Origin of the sequence: Nitrobacter winogradskyi (assembly GCF_006539545.1) — a bacterium.
Taxonomy (GTDB): Bacteria; Pseudomonadota; Alphaproteobacteria; order Rhizobiales; family Xanthobacteraceae; genus Nitrobacter; species Nitrobacter winogradskyi_A.
On the sequence record NZ_BJNF01000134.1, the window covers coordinates 1 to 4,692 of the forward strand.

At 58.2% G+C, this 4,692-nt stretch carries 4 protein-coding genes and 1 pseudogene; 3 read left to right on the forward strand and 2 right to left on the reverse strand.

Annotated elements, in window-relative coordinates; genetic code table 11:
* Positions 1-18 precede the first annotated feature (18 nt).
* From NWI01_RS18400 to NWI01_RS18410, 3 genes are all read left to right on the forward strand, one after another.
* Entirely contained in the window at positions 19-1,755 is a 1,737-nt protein-coding gene (locus NWI01_RS18400; protein WP_283809270.1) for a TonB-dependent siderophore receptor, read from the forward strand.
* Between the two features lie 670 nt (positions 1,756-2,425).
* Positions 2,426-3,166, forward strand: coding sequence for an LssY C-terminal domain-containing protein (locus NWI01_RS18405; RefSeq protein ID WP_307723476.1), 741 nt, complete (start codon positions 2,426-2,428; stop codon positions 3,164-3,166).
* A gap of 254 nt (positions 3,167-3,420) precedes the next feature.
* Positions 3,421-3,867 (forward strand): hypothetical protein, encoded by a 447-nt coding sequence (locus tag NWI01_RS18410; protein WP_141385386.1) that lies wholly within the window; start codon positions 3,421-3,423, stop codon positions 3,865-3,867.
* Between the two features lie 124 nt (positions 3,868-3,991).
* On the opposite strand, the gene NWI01_RS20425 is transcribed toward NWI01_RS18410, so the two are convergent.
* Positions 3,992-4,492, reverse strand: a complete 501-nt coding sequence (locus NWI01_RS20425) for a c-type cytochrome (protein WP_367399577.1) — start codon at positions 4,490-4,492, stop codon at positions 3,992-3,994.
* Positions 4,443-4,692 (reverse strand): annotated as a pseudogene (locus NWI01_RS19465) (di-heme-cytochrome C peroxidase); the annotation flags it as partial. The gene NWI01_RS20425 and the pseudogene NWI01_RS19465, both read right to left, overlap by 50 nt.

The following is a 4,692-nucleotide window of genomic DNA, read 5'->3' on the forward strand; positions in this document are numbered from 1 at the left end:
AACGGCCGTAATCCGCAGATCGACAGCGCCTTCCTTGACCGGGTGGAAGTGCTTCAGGGCGCGTCCGGCCTGTTGGCGGGCGCTGGTCAACCGGGCGGCACCATCAACCTGATGCGCAAGCGGCCTACCGCGACCTTCCAGGCGCAGGCCGATGCGCAACTGGCGTCGTGGAACGGGCGGCGCGTCGTGGGCGATGTTTCCGGCTCGCTTACCGCGAACGGAAGCGTTCGAGGGCGTTTGGTGGCCCTGGTCGACAACAGCAAATCCTTCGTGGACTACGCGTTCCGCGACCGCCGGGCGGTCTATGGCATAGTCGAAGCCGACCTGACGGACACCACCATGCTGGAAGCCAGCGTGCAGTATCAACGGGACACCGGCCGCAACCACGTCGGCCCGCCGTTCGCGGCCGACGGCAGCGAGTGGGGCGTCCGCCGTTCCGCTCTTTTTGCCGATGGAAACAACCGCGACACCAAGGATTTAATGATGACCACGCTGGGCGTGACCCAGCAACTGGCGGGCGAATGGCAACTCAAGGCCAGGGTCATGCATAGCGAAAACAATACCGACAGTTTTCGTTACGCTTACGCCTCCGGCGAGCTTGATCCAACAACGGGTGATGGCCTGAGACTCAGCCGGCAACGCAACATCATAGGCGGCTCCGACTCCAACGCGGTGGACGTGTATGCCTCCGGGCCGTTTCATCTGTTCGGGCGCAGGCACGAAGCGGCATTCGGCGTGAACGGGTCTTCCTTTCGCTGGGCCTTCCGCGGCTCGGGCTATTCCATACAGATGCCCATCAATGTTTATACTTTCGATCCGGGGTCGCTTGGCGACGTGCCCGATGGCACGCCTTACTTCAACGATACGAAAATCACCCAGTTGGGTGCCTATGGCATGACCCGCTTCAACCTGGCGGACGGGCTCAAGCTCATCACGGGCGCGCGCGTCAGCAACTACAAGGATCAGAACCTCCTGACGGGACGCACCAGCACCGAGGAAACCGGCGTCGTCAGCCCCTATGCCGGCCTGACCTACGATCTCACGCAGCAGGTGTCGGTCTATGCCAGCTATTCCGATATCTTCAGGCCACAAACCCAAAGGAGCGCGGACGGCGGCACGGTCGCACCGGTGGTCGGCGCTAATTACGAGGTGGGCGTCAAGGGCGAACTGCTGGAGAAGCGTTTGAACGTGTCGGCCGCTTTGTTCCGCCTGGACCAGACCAATCTGGCGCGGCCGGATAGTTCCATCCTGCCCGACCCGAGTAATGCTTGCGGCGGCGTCTGCTACATCGCCGCCGACAAGGTGGTGAGCCAGGGCGTCGACCTGGGCCTCAGCGGAGAACTGTCGCCCGGCTGGCAAATGATGGCGGGCTATACCTTCGTGGACAGCAAGTACGCGGCCGGCGAACTGAGCGGTGAACGCTACGGCACCTGGTTGCCGCGCCACAACATGCGCCTGACCACCGCCTACAAGGTGCCCGGCACGGACTGGACGCTGGGCGGCAACCTGTCGGCGCGCAGCCAGATCTATCGCGACGATGTGAGCTGGTTCACGGGTGAGACCGCAAGGATCCGCAGTGGCGCGCTGTTGCTGGTGGGGCTGATGGCGAAGTACCAGATCAACCCGAACGCCGAACTGGTGATGACGGTGAGCAACCTGTTCGACAAGACTTATCGAGCGGCGGTGGAGACCAAGTATTACTCTGCCTTCGGCGAGCCGCGCCGGATGTCGATCGCCCTGAGATACCGGTTCTGATGTCTCGCGTTCTATGCTGCAGGATTGATCTTAGCGCTTTCGAGCGAAGCGGATGAGCTGTTCGCCTGAAGGAAATGCGTCAGATCACGACCAGAAAGCCCCCGCTTCTGATTCCATCAGAAGCGAAGAGGCTCTTGAGCCTGGTTTAACTGCGTTGAGCCAGACTCAAGCCTTAATTTTTGATTGAGCATGATCTTAATCGCGTCAGATGAATCGCTTACGCTCTCGATAACCAACCCGCTCGGCACAAGCGACGAAATTCGAATGCCGGCTCGCATGGCGCTGTTCCCCGGTTGGCGAACCGCAAGCTCGGCAGAAAAATCATCAGATGAGAGTCAGAGCCAGTTTTGCATGCCGAATGACAATCGGGGAAAGAGACTTGGCGATGCGTAGGCTGCGTGCGCGATGTACCTTCAGCTTGCAATGGCAGCTCCGTATTGGGATAATTGCGACCCTGTTGTCCGTTTCCCGCTCAGATGGCTCGGGCCGATAAAGGCGATGTCAGCCTTTGGATATGGGATTTACTGACTGCCTCGCAGCAGTTTCACAGCAGAGTGGTAAGCAGCGCCGATTATTCAGAGAGATTCGCGTGAGTTGGCGGTCGAAGCGCACGAAGGAAATTGCAGGTCGGCGACGATGGATTGCTTTGGTCTGCGCAGTCGTCGCCTACTTGACGCTCGCCTATATCGTGCTGCCCGCCCTGTGGACCCATCACGAGAACGAACCCGGCCTTGCCTTCTTGCCCATGGTGACACGAACCGTTGAGGGCATCCCCGGCGATGCTCTCAACGTCGGACTCGTTGGACGCAAGGACGACGTACTCCGTACCATGCATAAAGCAGGCTGGTTTTCGGCCGATCCAATCACGTTCCGTACGAGCATCGAGATAGTGGGAAGCGTAGTACTCGGCAGGCCATATCGAGATGCACCTGTTAGTCCACTTTATTTCGAAGGAAGAAAAGAACAGTTCGCCTTCGAAAAACCCGATGGCAGGGGCGCGGACCGCCGGCATCACGTCCGCTTCTGGCAGGTCCTTGAGAACGGAATAGATGGCCGCCCGGTGTGGCTTGGTTCAATAACCTTCGATAGCGGAGTTGGACTGAGCCATGACACCGGTCAGGTAACCCATCATATCGCGCCAAATATCGATGCCGAACGTGATCTCCTGATGCACGATTTGCAGGAAGTGGGCGTGGTTCAAAGCTTCTTCCACGTTTCAGGAACGGGCCCCACGCTGTTCGGCCGAAACGGCGAGGGTGATCCATACTATACGGATGGAGAGATTTATATTGCCAGTCTAACTGTCGATGGCATCAGCAGAACAGAGCCGCCGGTGACGATACCCCCGCCGCCGCTGATCGTGTTGAAGGACCAAATTTGGCACGGTATCGCCAATTCGGTGAGTCGATAGTCGCTACGATCTCGGCCAGAGCTCAATGGAGGGGAAAATCTCGGATATTTTTAGCGCGCTCATATACGGCGAAACGTAGCGCTACTAGGCTGGAGCGGTGGAGTGTGCTGCATGGCGTGGATTCTCCTCCAATCAATGCGCCACACATCCCCCGAACTGCATCCAAAGTGACGGTGTGGAACGGCCTTTCGAACCGGCATCACAAGTGCCTGACGTGGTCGCGTAGAGAGGCACCACAAAGGAAGGACCGTTCCATGGTTCGTACCCATGAAGACTACCGAATAACAAGCAGCCAGCATGATCTTGCGAACGCGAGAGATGCTGATGAGGCAGCACAGCCAGACTGCAAATGCCCTGCGTGCTCATATGGCCGAATTGGGCGTTATCGCGGGCACGGGCTGGCAAGTATCGCAAAGCTCCTAGTGCTTCTCCGGGGCGAGAAAGAGAACAGAATCCCCGGCGCTGCCGGCTTTGCTCTGCTGATACAGTTCGCTGAACAGATTCAGCTTCTTACAACCCGCATCAAGAAGCTCGACGGAGAGATTTTGGTTTGCGGCTACGATGAACCAGAAATCCTCTCTCGTGAAGTTCTCCAATTTGTCTTAGAAGCGCTGACGGCAAACACCCGTTCCGTCGGAGATAACGACCAAGTTGTGCGAGCCGCCTGCCATGACATGCTCCCGCGTGATGAAAGAAGTTAGACTTGCTCGTACCCTGGCTGTTGGCACTGCCGCCGCTCTGCGTCGACGTCGGTTCATATGGTCTTTAAAAATTCAATCAGTGCTCGCCGCTCGTCCGGCGTAAGTTTGCGCCCGATTATGCCATTCACATGTGGTCCATCATTGAATTCATGGCCGGTATTGTGGTTGCCTCGCAACGCTGTGTCCAGTCTGAATCCGCCGGTGAACCGCGCGGCTTCCGGATCGGTTTTGAGCCGAGGCAACGTAGATCAAGGTTATCCTCAGGCGCGGCCGATGCCGTTATCTGATAGCCCATGCAGACGGGATCGTACTCTCGCCGCCCCAGGTAGAAGGTCTTCGGCCGCTCAGAGACGGGTGAAAGTAGCGCGTAGATATTGGGGACAGCGCCGTTATGAATGAAAGGCGGTGTTGCCCACACTCCGTTAAGGGGCCGCATCTTGTAGGCGAGCGGATGTTGGATCGCGTTTGGCCGGAACCCATTCAGTTCGGGGCGCTCTGATCCGGGAACGTTGTGAGCGTCATACCAATGAGTCACCACCTTCTCGACCACCTGGCCAAGGGCTGGCCCAAACTCGTTATCGGTGATTTCTAAACTGGCCGGGAGCGTGACTCTCCGATTCCGCATGTCCTTGGCCTGCGCCAGGATCGGTGCCGATGTCGGTAATGGCCTTTGTTTCAATTTGAAGATAGCTTTGGTTGAAGCTGTTCGGCGGTAACCACGCCTTCGAGTTCCAAAATGCCTTGGTGCCGACCGGCGGCAAGTGGCACCCTTTGCATAGACCTTCATAAAGTTCACCGCCCTTGGCGGCGAGTGCAGGGTCGATG